Annotated in this window: 12 protein-coding genes; 5 read left to right on the top strand and 7 right to left on the bottom strand. The window is 70.9% G+C overall.

What is annotated here, in order from left to right:
- On the bottom strand, window positions 1-1028 hold a 1028-nt coding region (locus tag EGM46_RS11375), incomplete at its 3' end, for a phosphotransferase (RefSeq protein WP_164512881.1).
- 131 nt (window positions 1029-1159) lie between these two features.
- Between EGM46_RS11375 and EGM46_RS11370 the strand changes: the two genes are divergently transcribed.
- Both EGM46_RS11370 and EGM46_RS11365 read left to right on the top strand, forming a co-directional pair.
- A complete protein-coding gene (locus tag EGM46_RS11370) occupies window positions 1160-2353 on the top strand; it encodes a helix-turn-helix domain-containing protein (RefSeq protein ID WP_125100265.1) in 1194 nt (397 codons plus the stop codon).
- 42 nt (window positions 2354-2395) lie between these two features.
- Window positions 2396-3355, top strand: coding sequence for a DUF4349 domain-containing protein (locus EGM46_RS11365; RefSeq protein ID WP_125100264.1), 960 nt, complete (start codon window positions 2396-2398; stop codon window positions 3353-3355).
- On the opposite strand, the gene EGM46_RS11360 is transcribed toward EGM46_RS11365, so the two are convergent.
- Both EGM46_RS11360 and EGM46_RS11355 read right to left on the bottom strand, forming a co-directional pair.
- Window positions 3350-4693 carry a flavin monoamine oxidase family protein gene (locus EGM46_RS11360; protein WP_125100263.1) on the bottom strand — a complete coding sequence of 448 codons (1344 nt, stop codon included), beginning with the start codon at window positions 4691-4693 and terminating at the stop codon, window positions 3350-3352. The two genes, EGM46_RS11365 and EGM46_RS11360, sit on opposite strands and share 6 nt — an antisense overlap.
- A gap of 95 nt (window positions 4694-4788) precedes the next feature.
- A complete protein-coding gene (locus EGM46_RS11355; protein WP_125100262.1) occupies window positions 4789-6309 on the bottom strand; it encodes an APC family permease in 1521 nt (506 codons plus the stop codon).
- Between the two features lie 364 nt (window positions 6310-6673).
- Between EGM46_RS11355 and EGM46_RS11350 the strand changes: the two genes are divergently transcribed.
- Complete coding sequence (locus tag EGM46_RS11350; protein ID WP_125100261.1) at window positions 6674-8032, top strand: NAD-dependent succinate-semialdehyde dehydrogenase; 1359 nt, start codon at window positions 6674-6676, stop codon at window positions 8030-8032.
- A 78-nt stretch (window positions 8033-8110) separates the two neighbouring features.
- Here EGM46_RS11350 and EGM46_RS11345 read toward each other — a convergent pair whose 3' ends face one another.
- Window positions 8111-10015 carry an FAD-dependent monooxygenase gene (locus tag EGM46_RS11345; RefSeq protein WP_125100260.1) on the bottom strand — a complete coding sequence of 635 codons (1905 nt, stop codon included), beginning with the start codon at window positions 10013-10015 and terminating at the stop codon, window positions 8111-8113.
- Window positions 10016-10155: 140 nt separating this feature from the next.
- On the opposite strand from EGM46_RS11345, the gene EGM46_RS11340 reads away from it, so the two are divergent.
- Both EGM46_RS11340 and EGM46_RS11335 read left to right on the top strand, forming a co-directional pair.
- Window positions 10156-10875, top strand: a complete 720-nt coding sequence (locus EGM46_RS11340) for an IclR family transcriptional regulator (protein ID WP_125100259.1) — start codon at window positions 10156-10158, stop codon at window positions 10873-10875.
- 163 nt (window positions 10876-11038) lie between these two features.
- Complete coding sequence (locus tag EGM46_RS11335) at window positions 11039-12862, top strand: thiamine pyrophosphate-binding protein (RefSeq protein WP_125100258.1); 1824 nt, start codon at window positions 11039-11041, stop codon at window positions 12860-12862.
- Between the two features lie 273 nt (window positions 12863-13135).
- On the opposite strand, the gene EGM46_RS11330 is transcribed toward EGM46_RS11335, so the two are convergent.
- Genes EGM46_RS11330 through EGM46_RS11320 form a run of 3 tightly spaced genes read right to left on the bottom strand, consistent with a single transcriptional unit; the run spans window position 13136 to window position 16622 of the window.
- Window positions 13136-14806, bottom strand: coding sequence for a dipeptide ABC transporter ATP-binding protein (locus EGM46_RS11330; protein ID WP_125100257.1), 1671 nt, complete (start codon window positions 14804-14806; stop codon window positions 13136-13138).
- Entirely contained in the window at window positions 14803-15669 is an 867-nt protein-coding gene (locus EGM46_RS11325) for an ABC transporter permease (RefSeq protein ID WP_125100256.1), read from the bottom strand. The genes EGM46_RS11330 and EGM46_RS11325 overlap by 4 nt, the downstream gene beginning before the upstream one ends.
- Window positions 15666-16622: an ABC transporter permease gene (locus EGM46_RS11320; RefSeq protein ID WP_125100255.1), complete on the bottom strand. Its 957-nt coding sequence runs from the start codon at window positions 16620-16622 to the stop codon at window positions 15666-15668. The genes EGM46_RS11325 and EGM46_RS11320 overlap by 4 nt, the downstream gene beginning before the upstream one ends.
- Window positions 16623-16627 lie beyond the last annotated feature (5 nt).

The raw sequence follows: 16627 nt of genomic DNA, 5'->3' as shown, positions 1-16627 counted from the left end.
GCGACGCGCGCCGCCATCTCCCCCGCCGGCACCGCCACGAGCGCCGCGAGCGCGGGCCAGGTCGCCGCCATGCGTGCGCGCGCGTACGCGGCATTCTCGCCGCGGCTCCGCGCCGTCCAGGTGCTCGCGTTCACGGCGAGCCGCGCGACCGCGAGCGGGAAGAGCGCCACCACCTCGTCCGGCGTGAGCGTTGCGCGCTCCAGGTACCCGCCGACCACCTCGAGGAACGCCCGAGCGGGATCCGCCTGCCGCAGCGCGGCGTACGCCGCCGCGACCGCGAGCTCCGCGACGCGCACCGTGAACACCGCGTCATTGAAATCGACCACGCCGGTGATGCGCAGCGCGCCGGCCCGTGTGCGCTCGGCGAGCAGGTTGAAGTCGTGCAGATCCTGGTGCACGACGGAGCGCGGCAGCTCGGGCAGCAGCGACGCGACTGCGTCGAACCCGGCGCACGCGCGGTCGATCAGCTCCCGCTGCCCGGGATCGGTGACCGCGGCGACGGTCGCGCGGATCGAATCGCCGGCGCGCTCGGCCAGCCAGTGGTGGCCGGGCGACGCGGCTGCCGCGCCGTTGAGGACTGCGAGCCGGTCGACGACCGCCGCGGCGAGCCCGCCCAGCTGCCTGCGGTACCCGGCGTCGGCCGCGCCGAACTCGGACACCTCCCGCCCACCGATCCAGCTCGTGAGGCGGAGCAGCCCCGACCATTCGCCGCCGAGCACGACCGGCAGCCCCGCCTCGCCCGCGCCCGTTGCACGCAACCGCGGGCTCGCAACGGGGAGCGGCCGATCGTCGAGCGCGCGCAGCACCGCGTCCTGCCAGGCGATCGCCGCGTGATCGAGCGGCGCAGGCGAGGCGCGCAGAAACGTGTGCGCGCCGGCATCGTCGGTCACCCGGTAGTTCAGGTCGAGCTCACCGCCGAGCCGCGTGAAGCGCGCGCCGCGCACCCCGTAGTGCGTGGCGAGGAGCCCGCCGAGCTCCGTCAGCTGGGCCTCGCTCAGCCCGCCGGCGCGTGTCACCGGTGCTCCCATTGCGGCTCCTTCGCGTGCGTCACTCGTCCGGTGTCGCGACCGCGATCCTCGGCTTCGTGACTATCAGACCATCGAGCGACGCACAGGACCAGACCCCCGCCGCCCCCACTTCCTGGCATAAAGTGTGCAGCATGCACTCATCGCCGCGTCACTCGCAGGTCTCCGCGACCGCGCGCCGCCTGCTCGCAGAGGACCTCGACCGGCTTGTCGCCCTCTCGACCGAGCGGCTCATCGAGGTGGAGCCGAGCTATCGCTCGCTCGGCGCGGACACCCTCGCCGAGCAGATGACCAAGAACCTATCGCTCACACTCGTGCGCATCGCCGGCGACACGCCGCCGCCCGAGATCGCGCACGCCGCCACCGAGACGGGCCAGCTGCGCGCGGCGCAGCAGGTCGACCTGCTCGCGGTGTCCCGCTCGTTCCGCATCGACCTGCAGCTGCTCTGGGAGGCGTTCCTCGACGATGCGCGCAGCGCCGGGCTCGACACCGACGCCGACTACCTCGCGGGGCTCCTCGGCATCTGGGAGGCGGTCGAGGCGAACATCAACGAGATGACGGAGGCGTATCGCAGCGCGGCCGAGCGGCTGCGCCAGCACAACACGGAGGCGCGGACCGCGGCGTTTCAGCGCCTCCTCGACCTCAGCGCGAGCCGCCACACCGCCGGCGTCGCGGCACAGCTCACCGCGCTCGCCTTCGACGTGCGGCGGCCGCTCATCGTGCTCGTATCGGATCTGCGCGAGGGCGACTACTCCGCGATCTCCGTGGTGCAGAGCCGCCTGTCACGGCACGGCGTGCGCAGCTACTTCGGGTGGCAGCAGCAGCACCTGATCGGCCTGCTCCAGCAGGCACCGGGCGCGGAGGCGCGCGACTGCGTCGAGCACCTCGCCGAGCTCGAGGCGCACCGCTCCGCGGTCGCAGACGTCGCCTCACCGGCCGCGCTCGCGCGCGCCCTCCTCGGCGCGCGACAGCTCGTCGCCGGCGCGCGGGAGCCGGGGGTGCGCCGCCTGCGCGAGCATTGGCTGGACGCGATCACCTCGGCGGAGACCGAGATCACCGGCGCGCTCGCCGAGCGGGTGTTCGCCGGCTTCGCGGAGCTCAGCGACCACGTGCGCGAGGAGCTCACCCGCATCATCGCGGCGTTCCTCGCAACGAACGGCACGATCACCGAGGTGAGTCGCGCGGCCTACCGGCACCGCAACACGGTGCGCGCGCGGCTCGCGCAGATCGAGGAGCTGACCGGGCTGTCCCTCGCCCGGCCGAGCGACGCGGCGCTGCTCGCGATCGCGTTCAGCTCGTGGCAGCGGGATGCGGCGTTTCACAGCTGACTGTCGGCGTTGCCGCGCGAGGCCCGCACTAGGGTGGGCTGCATGATGCGCCGTCGCTCCCTCGCCCTGCTCGCCGCAGCTGGCCTCCTGCTCGCCCCGCTGAGCGCGTGCGCCGCGCTCCCCGGCGGCGCGGGCGGCGCGAGCGACACCGGGGCACCCGGCCAGGAACTGCTCACGCCGGAGGCTCTCGACGGCGCGACCCTCGACGGCGGGGCGGCACCGGGCGAACTCAGCTCGGACGCCGCGGGCGCCCGCGCCGAGGTGTCGCCCGGCGAGCAGCGCTCGATCACGCGCAGCGCCGACCTTTCGCTCAACGTCAGCGACGTCGACGCGACCGCCGACCGCGTTGTCGCCACGGCGGACGCCGCGGGCGGGCGGGTCGAGTCGCGCTCCGATCAGGGCGCCGTCGGCACGCTCCCCGCGAGCAGCACGCTCACGATTCGCGTGCCGGCCGACCGCCTCGACGCGACCCTCGACGAGCTCAGCGCCCTCGGCGAGGTGACCACCCGCTCGGTCACCGCAACGGACGTCACCACCGAGCACGTCGACCTCACGGCGCGCGTTGCCGCGCTGCAGCAGTCCATCGAGCGGCTGACGAAGCTCATGGCTGACGCGAGCACCACGAGCGAGCTGCTCGAGGCTGAGTCCGCGCTCGCGTCACGCCAGCAGGAGCTCGATGGCCTGAGCGCGCAGCTGAAGTGGCTGAACGCGCAGGTGGATGAGTCGACGATCTGGGTGTCGCTGAACAGCCCATCGGCGCTCCCCGGCGGGCCGACGAGCTTCTGGGACGGGGTGCTCGCCGGCTTCCGCTCGATCGGCGCCGCCGCGTCGGGTGGCCTCGTGGTGCTCGGCATCCTGCTCCCGTGGGCGGCGATCGCCGGCGTGATCACCGCCGCGGTGCTGCTCATCGTGCGCGCGGTGCGCCGCCGGGGACGGCGGGAGCGCATCGAGGCGCCAGCGCAGCCGGCGGCCCAGGAGCACCCCGACGAGCGCGCCCTATAGCGCCGCGCTGAGATCCGCGCGCGGGATCGCAGTGCCGAGCACCCGCTCGGCGGCGCGGTGACCGGACAGGAGCGCCGCGGTGACCGTCGCCGGGTCCTCCTCCCACGTGGTCTCCCCCGCGATGTGCAGCACGCCACCGATCGGCTCGGCGAGGCGCGTGTGATCGGCCGGCTCGGCGCCCACCGTCAGGTACGCGTACGACCCGCGCGAGAACGCGTCGTCCTGCCAGTGCGTGAGGTGCGCGTGCACGGGGGCAGGCACGTCGGGGCCGTAGATCTCACGGAGCGCGTCGAGCACCGAGCCGACGACGCGCGCGTCGTCCCACTCACGGATCGCGCGTGCGCACGGGCCGGCCGCGAACGTGAGGAGCGTCGGCTCCCCGCTCAGCGCGGTCACGTCGTACCAGGAGTGCCACCAGTCGCCGGCCGGGCCCTGCCGGCGAATCGCGTACACGCCCTCGTCCCAGAACCGCTCGGGGAACCGCAGGAACACCTTCTCGAACGCGTTCATGGTGAGGCCGGCGAGCGCCGACGCGTTCGGCTCCGGCAGCGGCGGGGTGAGCGCAAGCTCCCCCGACTGCAGCACGCCGACCGGCACCGTGAGCACCGCCTGCGCCGCGGCGAAGCGAGCCTCGCCAGCGGCGACCACGACACCGTCCGCGCCCCACTCGATCCCCGTCACCACCGTGCCGAGCCGCACGTCGAGCCCGTCGGCGAGCCCGACCGCCAGCTGGTCGTAGCCGCGCGGGAACACCACCTCGTCGCCGTCCACCGCGTCGTCGTCGAGCCCGTGCGCGTCGAGATCCGCGATCCACGCGCCGTACTGCTCCTCGGTGCGGTGCTGCAGGAACTCGCGCACGCGCTCGCCGCGATCCGGATCCCAGTCGAGACCCGCGAGCGTCGCCGCAACCGCATCGGCGTAGGACGCGCCTGGCGCGATCCCCGCGATCGTGTGCGCCAACCGCTCATCGAACGCGGCGACGTCGGCGATGAACGCGTCGGCCGCGGCAGCGCTCAGCCGCTCGCCGGCCGGCCCGTAGTACGCGATGGGCCGCCCGCCCGCCTGGAAACTGCCCATCGTGAACTCGATATCCGGCATCCCGAATGCCCGCGTGAGTTCGTGCACCGCGCTGTCGTCGATGCCGTGGATCCACGACGCCCCGAGGTCGGTGATCCTGCCGCCGACGCGCTCCGTGTGGAGGCGACCGCCGATCCGATCGCGCGCCTCGAGCACGACGACCCGCTGGCCGGCGCGCGCGAGCAGCCGCGCCGCGGCGAGCCCGGACACCCCCGCTCCCACAACGATCGTGTCGAAACGGCTGGCGGTGGTGGCTGACATGGTGCCCTCCTGCGGCTGGAACGGTTCGGGGTGGGGATTCGATCGGGATCCCGGATCCCGATCGAGAGACACGGGCTCCGGGGTGCGCCGCCGGCCTACTCGTCGGGGACGAGCACCGCGGTGTCGCGGTTCAGGCTCTCGCCGCGGAAGAACGGCTTGGAGCTGGGGCGCAGCCACCAGATCCCCATGAACACGAAGCCGATGAGGATCGCACCGACGCCGATCACGAACGCGCCGCCGACGCCGAGGAGCACGGTCTCGCCGTAGTCCTTCGCGATCATGTCGATCGCCGACTGCACGAAGGCGTAGCCGAGCATGAGGCCGCCGAGGCCGGGGAGGATGCCGCGCATCCAGAGGTTGCGTGCGCTGTCGCGCAGGGTGTCGCGGAAGTACCAGACGCAGGCGAACGAGGTGATCGCGTAGTAGAGGGCGACCGCGAGGCCCATCGAGGTGAGCGAGTCGGCGAGCATGTCCTCGGAGAGGAGCGACATGCCAACGTAGTACACGATCGCCGCGATCCCCATCACGGTGGTGGAGAACCACGGGGTCTTGAACGTGGGGTGCAGCTCGGCGAACTTCGCGGGGAGCGCGCGGTACACGGCCATCGATAGGGTGCCGCGCGCGGTCGGGAGGATCGTCGTCTGCGTCGAGGAGGCCGCGGAGAGCAGCACGCCGAGGATCAGGAACCAGCCCCACGGCCCGAACAGCGCGCCTCCGAGCACCGTAAACACGTCGTCGAGGTTCGCCTCGTTGGTGAGACCGAAGCCGGTGTCGCCGAAGCCGGCGAACATCATGACGGCGACCGACACCCCGACGTACAGGACGATGAGGACCACGATGCTGGAGAGCGCGGCACGGCCGGGGGTCTTGCGCGGGTTCTTCGTCTCCTCGTTGAGCGCGAGGCACGTGTCCCAGCCCCAGTAGATGAAGAGCGCGAGGAGCACCGCCTGCATGAAGCCCGACCACGAGGTGAGCTCGGCCGGGTTGAACCAGTTCCAGTCGAACGCGACCGATCCCGCGTTGGTTCCCGCGCCGGCGTTCATGAGCGCGAGCACGCCGAACAGCACCATCGCCACGATCTGCACGCCGACGAGCACCATCTGCAGGCGCTCACCGATCTGCACGCCGATCGTGCTGATGAAGGTCATGAGCGCCATGAACACGACGGAGGTCGCGATCACGATGCCGCGGTTCGCCGCGAACTCCTCGTTGCCGAGCAGCAGCCAGAAGTACTGCCCGGTGATCTCGCCGACGTTCGCGAGCACCATGATCGACGCGACCGCGACCGCCCACCCGCCGATCCAGCCGGTGACCGGGCCGAAGGCCTTGGTGCCCCAGACGAACGTGGTGCCGCAGTCGGGGATCTCGCGGTTGAGCTCCTGGTACGCGAACGCCGCGAACACCATCGGGATGCACGCGACGATGAAGACGAGCGGCGCCTGCGCGCCGACCGCGACGATCACGTAGCCGAGGGTCGCGGCGAGCGAGTAGAGCGGGGCGGTCGACGCGAGGCCGATCATGGTCGAGCCGACGACGCCGAGCGCGCCCTCGTTGAGCCCTTTACCGACGTGGATGTGACCGGTCTCGGTCGCGTTATCCAGGGTGTGCTTCGTCATTGCAGTACTTCTCTCGATTCTGGCGGCGTCGCCAGGCGCTTCGTTACGTCAGGCACATGATTCAATGTCACTGTCATGCTCACTGACATTCTGCACCATTCTCGCCGCCGCGCACGCCACACCGGGATTCAGCCGCTGCACAGCAGCCAGCTCCGGCCGCGGCAGCCTCCCAGCTTCCCGGCACTCGGGCGCACGAAATCAACGAATTCCGCGGTGAAACGCGCCATACGGTGTCGAAATCGGCACCAGAGACCCGCTGGACCCGCGCGAACTCGATGCGTGCCGAGCTAGTGCCCGGCACCCCGGTGTGGGAGACTAAGAGTTGTCACTATCCCCGACGAAGTCACTAAGGAGTGAGTCATTTATGGGCACGTTCGCCGTAATTAACCCGGCTACGGGCGAGACCATCGCCGAGTACCCCGACGCGACCGCGGAGGAGATCGAGGCCTCGCTGGCCGCGGCCCAGCAGGCGTACACGGAGTGGGCACGCACCACCACCGTCGCCGAGCGTGCCGCGCTCGCCAAGCGTGCAGCTGAACTCTTCGACGAGCGCAAGGATGAGCTCGGCGCGATCATCAACCGCGAGATGGGCAAGCCCCTCGAGCAGTCCGTCGGCGAGGCCGAGTTCTCCGGCGCGATCACCGCGGCGTTCGCGGACAACGCCGAGAAGTGGCTCGCGGATGAGGAGCTCGAGGTCGAGGACGGCCTGAAGACGTTCTTCCGCTTCCAGGGCACCGGCGTCATCCTCGGCATCATGCCGTGGAACTACCCCTACTACCAGGTCGCGCGCTTCGCGGTGCCGAACCTGATCCTCGGCAACACGATCGTGCTGAAGCACGCTGCGCAGTGCCCCGAGTCGGCGCTCGCGCTCGAGCAGCTGTTCCTCGACGCTGGCTTCCCGAAGGGCGCGTACGTCAACGTCTTCGCGACGCACGAGCAGATCTCCGACATCATCGCTGACGACCGCATCCAGGGCGTGTCGCTCACCGGCTCGGAGCGCGCAGGCGCGATCGTTGCCGAGCAGGCCGGCCGCGCACTGAAGAAGTGCGTGCTCGAGCTGGGCGGCTCCGACGTCTTCCTCGTGCTCGACACCGACGATCTCGACCACGCGGTCGAGCACGCCGTCGGCGGCCGCATGGAGAACACCGGCCAGGCGTGCAACGGTTCGAAGCGCATCGTCGTCATGGACAAGTACTTCGACGAGTTCACCGAGAAGTTCAAGGCGGCAATCGCCGGCCAGTCGTACGAGGCTGGCGACTTCGGTCCCATGTCCTCCGAGGCTGCGACGAAGACGCTCACCGCGCAGGTGCAGGGCGCGCTCGACCAGGGCGCCGAGGTGCTCGTTGGCAACAACACGCCCGAGGGCAACCACTACACCCCGTCGGTGATCACGAACATCACCCCGGCGATGGACGTGTACAGCCAGGAGCTCTTCGGCCCCGTCGCGCAGCTCTACAAGGTGTCGAGCGACGCCGAGGCGATCGCCCTCGCGAACTCCTCGCCCTACGGCCTGGGTTCCGTCGTGATCTGCGACGACCTGGAGCGCGCCGAGCAGGTCGGCAACCAGCTCGACGTCGGCATGGTCTTCATCGGCGGCGCCGGCCTCGAGGGCGCTGACGTGCCCTTCGGTGGCGTCAAGAAGTCCGGCTACGGCCGTGAGCTCGGCAAGGTCGGCATGCTCGAGTTCGCGAACAAGAAGCTCTTCCGCTTCGCCGCGAAGTAAGCCGCACGCGGGGCACGCCCCGCGCAGCTGAGAGGGGCCCGGCTCATGTGAGCCGGGCCCCTCTTGCGTGCCGCGCGACTAGCGCGCGAGGAACACCGGCTCGAAGAACCGCCCAACGGCTGCCGGGTCGCTGAGCGGCAGCACCGCGGACACGTAGTGGTCAGGGCGCACGATGACCACGGCGCCGTCTCGGCTGATCCCGCGCAGATCGAAGATGTCCTCGCCGGGCTTGGCCGCGTAGATCTTCTCGTAGTCAACGAGCTGGAACGGGCCGGACAGCGGGAGGAACAGCTTCGAGACCTGCGCGATGTCGACGCCGTGGTGCTCCTGCTGGAACACCGCCTTCACGTCGAACAGCGCGTCGATGTCGGCGCCGAGCGGGGTGAAGCGCTGCAGCGGGGAGGCCGTGTTCGAGAGCATCCAGTCGGCCCAGCTCGCGAGCTGCGTCCCGTCGGCGTCAGCGAACGCGTACACGCGGAACCGCCCGTCAGCGCGGTGGTGGTGGCCGAGGTGCACCTCGACCGCATCAGCGACGCGTGTCGTCTTCACCGATTTGAAGCGCTTGCCCAACGGGAACCCGCTCGCGAGCTCCTGATGCTCCGCGCCGCCCGTGAGCATCGACTCGGTGTACTCCGTCATGAAGCCGGCCGGGAACTCGGCGGTCTGCACGTAGAAGTCCTCGAGCTCCTTCGGCGACGCGAATTCCTCGGGCTTCTTCGCCATGAGCGTCGACCACTCGCGGTCGAAGTCGATCAGGTTCTTCGCGGTGACGCGGCGCTCGTCCGAGTAGGTCTGGAGCAGCGACTCGGGGCTCAGGCCCTCGAGCACGTAGCCGAGCTTCCAGCCGAGGTTCCACCCGTCCTGCATGGACACGTTCATGCCCTGCCCGGCCTTCGCGCTGTGCGTGTGGCAGGCGTCGCCCATGAGGAACACGCGCTGCTTGCCATCCGGCGAGGTCTCCGCGTCGTCGAAGCGGTCCGTGAGGCGGTGCGCCACCTCGTAGACGCTGTGCCAGGGGACGTTGCGCACGTCGAGCGTGTACGGGCTGAGGATCTCGTTCGCCTGCGCGATGATCGCCTCGAGCGGGGTGTTTCGCACCTTGCCGCCGTCGTTCTCGTCGGTCTCGCCGAGGTCAACATAGATGCGTGCCAGATGGTTGCCCTCGCGCGGGATGTGCAGGATCGAACCGGCCTCCGAGTGGATGATGCACTTCTTCCGGAAGTCGGGGAAGTCGGTGACCGCGAGCACGTCCATGACGCCCCACGCGTGGAGCGAGGTCGAGCCCTGCAGCGAGCCGCCGATCGAGCGGCGCACCTGCGAGCGGGCACCGTCGGCACCGATGACGTACTTGGCGTGCACGACGCGCGTCGGCCCGATGCTCGCGTTGTCCGCGACCTCGGCGTTGATGCCGGCACCGCTCTGCCCCGTGACCTCGCGCAGCGTGACGGCGACGGGGTACTCCCCCTCACCGACCTCGAGATCCATGAACTCCCAGCCGTAGTCGACGTCGCCGCGCGCCGGCGCCCGGCGCGCGTACTCGGCGAAGTAGTCGATGACGCGGGCCTGGTTCACGATGAGGTGCGGGAACTCGCTGATCCCGTTCGGATCGTCGTCGGTGAACCCGGTGCGGGTGATGTGGCTCGGCTCCTTCGGGTCGGCCGACCAGAACGAGGTCTCGGTGATCTGATACGCCTCGTCGATGATCGAATTCGCAAATCCGAAGGCCTGGAACGTCTCGACGCTGCGCGCCTGAATACCGTCCGCCTGCCCGAGCACGAGACGGCCGTCTCTCCGCTCGACCACTCGCGTGACAACGTTGGGGAACTGCGCGAGCTGCGCAGCGGCCACGATGCCGGCCGGCCCGGAGCCGACAATCAGCACGTCGATCTCGTCTGGCAGCTCGCTCGGTCGATCAAGCCCGACGCCAGCGGCTGGCTGGACCCGAGGGTCCGTGGAGACATATCCGTGGTGGTGGAACTGCACTGTTTCTCCTCACTTGCCGGGCCCTTTCCCGGCCGCGTTCACTATGTGAACACGAAGTTTGAATATCGCACAACTAGGATAAACCGCGGCGCGCGAACACACAACATCCCTCGCCACAAGTATCAGGCCAGAATGGAGGCATGACGACCCCCCGAGAGACCGGCGCACCCGCGGCCGGCTCCCAAACACTCTCGCGCGGCCTGCGCGCACTCGAGATCCTCGCCGACGCGGACTCCCCCATGACGATCACCGAACTCGCCGAGGGCCTCGGCGTGCATCGCTCGAACGCGTACCGGATCCTCCGCACCCTCGAGCAGCACCGCTTCGTTGCGCGGGACGCCGCCGGCAGGATCCGCCTCGGACCCAAGCTCACCGTGCTCGCCCGCGGCGTCGCCCCCGTGCTGCACACCGCGGCAACCCCGCAGGTCTCCGAGCTCGCGTACGCGCTCGGCATGACGGTGTTCGTCACCGTGCTCGACGGCGACGAGGTGGTCACGCTCGTGTCCGTCGAACCCTCCAACGTGTCCGCGACGATCGCGCGCAACCCCGGCGTGCGGCACCCCGTGGATCGCGGCGCACCCGGGCACGCGATCGAGTCGATCCTCACCCCGGCGGAGCTGAGCACTGCGTTTGGCACGACCGAGCCGAGCGAGGCGGCCCGCGAGGCGCGCCGCGCCGGCTACGCGATCAGCCGCAACGAGGTCATCGACGGCGTCACCGCCATCGCCGTGCCGCTGCGCATCGAGGGCGAGCCGCCCGCTGCCCTCGCGGTCGTGCACTTCAACCTGCCGGAGGCGGTCGACGAGGTGGTCGCCGCTCTCCAGGAGACCGCGGACCGGATCACACAGAACTACCGGTAGCGTCCGCGCAGCACACTAAGATAGATCTGTCCAGCCCGGTCGAGACTCACCAGACCCGGCCGGCTAAGGCGCGCGAAAAAGGGGCGCTGCTGCAGAGCATCGCTGCTCCGCGAGACATACACGGTTCCCACCTATTCAATTCTCTTCATTGAAGGATGCTGTGATGTCCACTTCGTCAACGCTTACCCGCACCCTCGCCGCCGCGCTCGCTCGCCACGCCGATCGCAGCTTCGGCCTGATGGGCAACGGCAACGCGCACCTCATCGAATGCCTCGCCGACGCGGGTGTCCCCTACACCGCGGTGCGCCACGAGGCCGGCACCGTCGCCGCCGCCGACGCCTATGCGCGCGTGAGCGGCAAGCTCGCGATCGCCACCACCACCTACGGCGCCGGATTCACGAACACGCTCACGGCGCTCGCTGAGGCCGCGCAGGCCAGGATCCCCATGCTCGTCGTGGTGGGCGACGCCCCGAGCTCGGGCCCGCGCCCCTGGGACGTCGACCAGGAGATGCTCGCGGCGGCACTCGGCGTGCGCACGCACATGCTCACGGTCACGAACATCGACCGCACGGTCGACCGCGCGGTGTCCTACGCCATGCGCTTCCGCCGCCCCGTGGTGCTCGCGATCCCCTACGACCTCGTCACCGCGGAGGTCGCGGCCCCCGCAGCCGCCACCCCGAGCCGGGACGCCGAGGCGACGACAGCGTCGGGCGCGCCGGGCGCGATCGACTTGAATGATCCCGCGGTGCTTGCCGCGCTCACCGCGTCCGTTGCCGGCACCGCCGTTCCGGCCCCGGCACCCGTTGCCTCCGACGGCGGGCCGATCGCGGCGCTCGCTGGCCACCAGCTCGAGGCGGCAGCGCGCGCGCTGCTCGAGGCCGAGCGGCCCCTCGTGCTCGCCGGCCGCGGCGCGCACGTCGCAGGCGCCGGCGCCGAGCTCGGCCGCGTTGCCGACCTCCTCGGCGCGCTCACCTCGACCACCGCGCTCGCGCGCGGAATCTTCCCGGCAGCCGAGTTCGACCTCGGCGTCACCGGGGGCTTCGGCCAGATCCCGGCGATGGAGGTCGTCGCGCAGGCCGACGTCGTGCTCGTGGTCGGCGCCGCACTCAACCAGTTCACCATGCGCTTCGGCGACCTCTTCGGCGCCGGCACCACCGTGATCCGCATCGACGCGGAGCAGGTAGCTGCGCCGAAGACGAACCAGCCGATCACGCACCTCCTCCTCCAGGGCGATGCGAAGGCGACGCTCACGACGCTGCTCGGCGCGCTCGAGGACGCGAGCGGACGCGCTGGCGGCTGGCGGGAGCGCGTCGCCGGCCTCGAGGCTGGCGGGGCGCTCCGCGTGCGCGGCACCGGGCTCGAGGAGCATCCCGACGGGATCTGCGCGGACGGGCGGCTCGACCCGCGCGCCGTCGCCGCACGCATCGGCGAGCTGCTGCCAGCCGACCGCCACGTCACCACCGACGGCGGGCACTTCCTCGGCTGGGCGAACATGTACTGGCCGGTCGCCTCGCCGGAGCGCATGGTCATGGTGGGCACGGCCTACCAGACCATCGGCCTCGGCTTCTCCACAGTCGCCGGAGTCGCGGCCGCCGCGCCGGAGAGCACCACGGTGCTCAGCACGGGCGACGGCGGCGGCCTCATGGCGCTCGCCGACCTTGAGACGGCGATCCGCACCGCGAAGAGCGGCGTGATCGTGGTGTGGAACGACGGCGCGTACGGCGCTGAGGTACACCTCTACGGCGTGATGGGGCTCGACGAGGCACCGATGCTCATCCCGGACGTGGACTTCGCCGCGCTCGGCTCGGCGCTCGGCGCGCAGGGGGTGCGCGTCGCGTCGCTCTCGGACCTCGACGCGCTCGCGGAGTGGACGGCGGCCGGCGCGACGGGCACGATCCTGCTCGACTGCCGCGTCTCGCGGAGCGTGGTCGCCGAGTACCAGCGCGAGATCCAGCGCGTGAACGGCCTGACGCCCCCGACCCACTAGCTTCGGCCCGGCTGGGCCCTCGGCCAGGCTGACCCCTCACCCCGGCGCCGGCATCTGAGTGAGAGAAAGCTCCGCTTTGCGCGCGCAAAGCGGAGCTTTCTCGCTGCAATTCCCCGCCCGCGGGCCGGCGGGCCCGGGCACCGCCCCGCAACCCCGCACTCCCACACGGAGAAATCTCGTATCTCGGAGCCTGCATGCAAAAGGCCTCCGAAATATCAGATTTCTCCGTGTGTGAGGGCGTTTGAGGGTGCATGAGGGGCGCGGGCGGCGGGCTCACGCCCAGGCCGGGCGCGGAACCGAGTCGATCAGCATCCGGGTGTACTCGTGCTGCGGCGCACCGAGCAGCGCCTCCGTCGGGCCGCTCTCCACGATCTCGCCCTGGCGCATCACGAGCGTCTCGTCGCACACTCGCCGGACCACGCCAAGGTCGTGACTGATAAACAGGATCGTCAGCCCCTGCTCCGCGCGCACCCGGGCGAGGAGGTCGAGCACCTGCGCCTGCACCGAGACGTCGAGCGCGCTCGTCGCCTCATCCATCACGAGCAGCTCCGGCTCAATCGCGATCGCGCGCGCAATCGCGACGCGCTGCCGTTGCCCACCCGAGAGGGTGCGCGGCAGCGCCTGCGCGTGCTCGGCCGGCAGCCCGACCTCCGCAAGCAGTTCCACCGCGCGCCGCGCAGCCTCCCCGCCGCGCAGCGGCGTGTGCAGTCGGAGCGCGTCCTCGATCGCCCGGCCAACGGGGATCCGCGGATCGAGCGACAGATAGGGATCCTGGAACACCATCTGCGCGCTGCGTGCACGCGCGAGGCGCTCGCGCCGGCCGCGCGGCACCGCCGTCCGCTCCGCGCCGCCGATGCGCAGCACGCCAGCGTCCGCCTGCTCCAAGCCGATGATCATGCGCGCGAGGGTCGATTTGCCCGAGCCGGACTCGCCGACCACGCCGAGCGAGCCGCCGCGCGGGATCGCGAGCGACGCACCGCGCACCGCGGTCACGGCGGCGCGACCGCGCGGGTGGTACGTCTTTGACAGCCCCTCGACGAGCACGAGCGGGGGTTCCGAGGCCCGCGGCGCTCCGGACTCCGCAGCCACGCCCGGCGCCACCGGCGCGATCACCTCAGCCGGCGCGACCACCTCAGCCGGCGCCACCGGTGCCCCCGCCGCAGCCGACGCCACCGCCACGCTCGGCGTCGCCGCGATGAGGTGCTTCGTGTAGTCGGCGCTCGGCGCGGTGAAGATTGCCCGCGCACCGCCCTGCTCGACCACGCGGCCGCCACTCATCACGTATACGCGGTCGCAGATCGACGCGGCGAGGTTCAGATCGTGCGTGATGAACAGCATGCCCATGCCGCGCGCGGCGCGCTGCTCCTGCAGCACCTGGATGATCTCGGCCTGCGTAGTGACGTCGAGCGCGGTGGTCGGCTCGTCGCAGATGAGGAGCTTCGGCTCGCTCGTCAGCGCGCCCGCGATCATGACGCGCTGCAGCATGCCGCCGGAGAACTCGTGCGGGTACTGCCCGAGGTGGTCGGCTGGGCGCGGCAGTCGCACGGCGCCCAGCAGTTCGAGCGCCGCCGCGCGCGCCGCGCCGGCCCCCACCCCGCGGCACAGCCGCAACGACTCGGTCATGTGATCGCCGATCGTGCGCATTGGGTTGATCCCTGCGCGCGGATCCTGGAAGATCATCGCCGCGCTCTCGCGGCGCACCGCACGTAGTTCGCGCGGCGGCGCGCCGAGCGCCTCGCGGCCGTCGCAGCGCACGCTGCCGCCGGTCACCGCACCTCCGGGCAGCAGCCCGAGCACCGCGCGCGCGGTGAGCGACTTTCCGGATCCGGACTCGCCGACGAGGCCGACAGTCTCCCCCGCCTCGACCCGGATCGTGATCCCGTCGAGCAGGCGCCTGCCGCCTGGCAGGTCGATGGTCAGGTCTTCGATGCTGAGTAGTGTCATGCCGACACACCCCCTCCGATGCGTTCCGAGAGTTCCTCGCCGATGATGTTGACGGCGACCACGACGATCACGACCGCGATGGCTGGCACCACGGCGGGCAGGAAGTGCCCGCTCGCGATCCCGGCCTGCGCCTCGTTGATCATGGCGCCCCAGTCGGCGGTCGGCGCCTGCACGCCGAGCCCGAGGAAGGAGAGCCCGGCCAGCTCCGCGAGCACGTAGCCGAAGTTGAGTGTGGACTGCGCCCCCACGATCGGGATCACGTTGGGCAGCACACGCCGCAGCGCGATCCAGGATCCGCTGAAGCCCTGCACGCGGTACGCGGCGACGTAGGGTCGTGTGCGTTCGGCCGCGATGAGCGAGCGGGTGAGGCGCGCGACGAACGGCGCGTAGGCCAGGCTCATGGCGATGACCGGGGCGACGAGCCCCTTGCCGAAGAGCGCCACGGCCATGATCCCGATCAGCAGTGCGGGGAACGCGAAGATCAGGTCGAAGATGCGCCCGAGCACTGCGTCCACCCAGCCGCCGCGCCACGCGGCGAGCAGGCCGAGCAGGATCCCGACGACCGTGGAGAACACCACGACGAGCAGGGGGCCGAGGAGCGCGGTGCGCGCGCCCCAGATCATGCGGCTGAGGATGTCGCGGCCGAGGCTGTCGGTGCCGAGCCAGTGCGCGGCGGACGGGCCGCCGTGGAAGGCCATGAAGTCGACCGCGTCGGGGTCGTACGGGGCGACGAGCGGGGCGAGGGCCGCGGCGAGCGTCACCGCGCCGAGCACGACCACGCTTGCCGTGAACAGCCAGCTCGCGCGGCGCACGCGCGGGGCGCGCATGACGCGCACCGCTGTGGTGGGGTTGGGGATCGTCATCGCGCATCAGCTCCTGCGGCGGCACGGGGGTCAATGAGGGGTTCGAGCAGGTCGACCACGGCGTTCACCACGACGAACGCGGCGACGACGAGCAGCACGATCATCTGCACGACCGGGAAGTCCAGGCGGTCGACGGACTGCACGAGCAGCGATCCGAGCCCCGAGATCCCGAAGGCGGACTCGACGATCGTGCTCGCGACGAGGAGCCCGGCGATGAGCAGGCCGCTCACCGTGACGATGGGCCCGATCGAGTTGCGGAACACGTGCCGGCGGATCACCGACCCGCGTGCGATCCCGCGGCTCAGCGCGACCTCGACGTGCTCGCGCCCGATCTGCTCCACCATCGAGGAACGCGTCACCTTGCCGATCAGCACCACGAAGGAGAGCGCGAGCGCGAGCGCCGGCAGGAACAGGTGGGTCACCGTGTCCCAGAACCCGGTCCCGGAGCCGAACGTCGGAAACCAGCCGAGCGTCACCGCGAACACGGAGATGAGCACGATCGAGCCGACGAATGAGGGGATCGCGCCGAGCACGGTGAGGAGGATCAGCGTCGCCCGGTCCGCCACCTTGCCGCGGTTGAGGGCGGCGACGACCCCGGCGGTGATCCCGAGCAGCGCGATCATGAGCCCGGCCATCACGACGAGCGCGAGCGTCACCGGCAGGCGGTCGCCGATCACCGTCGCGACGTCCTGGCGGAACTGCAGCGAGCGGCCGAAGTCGCCGCGGAAGATCCCGAACAGCCAGTTGAGGTACTGCTGCACCGGGTGCAGGTCGAGCCCGTACTGCTCGGTGACCGCGGCGATCGCTTCCGGGCTGGGCTTGCGCCCGCGCAGCAGGAACCGCACCGGATCGCCCGGCACGAGGAACCGCGAGAAGAACACGAGGAGGGACGCGAGAAAGAGCGTCAGGAGGAGCGCACCCAGTTTGCCTGCGATGCGACGCGCGTACGTCATCGTCG

It is taken from the genome of Leucobacter chromiireducens, assembly GCF_003917135.1.
Lineage (GTDB): Bacteria > Actinomycetota > Actinomycetes > Actinomycetales > Microbacteriaceae > Leucobacter > Leucobacter chromiireducens_A.
This window is presented reverse-complemented; position numbering and strand designations above follow the sequence as displayed.